We start from the raw sequence: 306 nt of genomic DNA, 5'->3' as shown, positions 1-306 counted from the left end.
CAATTCACTATAATCAGCCGGAACCAATATTTCACCAGTATCCACTTCTCTGACCTCGCGCGTGACCGTAAAAATCTGGTTGATATACTTGGTTGTCAGTTGCGAAGCAGATAAAGCCAGGTTGGTAAATGAAGCCATGACAGCAAAAAAGGTTGCTTTGAGTTTCTCGGGGGCTGAATTCGCGATCCACGCCAGCATTGGAATCATGGCGATCTGCCCCAGCGGTGATTCCAGAGCTGTATCAATTACCGCAATAAAACGCGCATCGATGATTCCGCCCGTATGTGCTGCAGTCCATACATGCAA

Annotated in this window: 1 pseudogene; it reads right to left on the bottom strand. The window is 47.7% G+C overall.

Annotated elements, in window-relative coordinates:
- Window positions 1-306: pseudogene (locus SQ11_RS16235) on the bottom strand (hypothetical protein); the annotation flags it as partial.

Origin of the sequence: Nitrosospira sp. NpAV, from assembly GCF_000832065.1 — a bacterium.
Taxonomy (GTDB): domain Bacteria; phylum Pseudomonadota; class Gammaproteobacteria; order Burkholderiales; family Nitrosomonadaceae; genus Nitrosospira.
The sequence above is the reverse complement of the archived record's forward strand: the minus strand, read 5'-3'. Positions and strand labels throughout refer to the sequence as shown.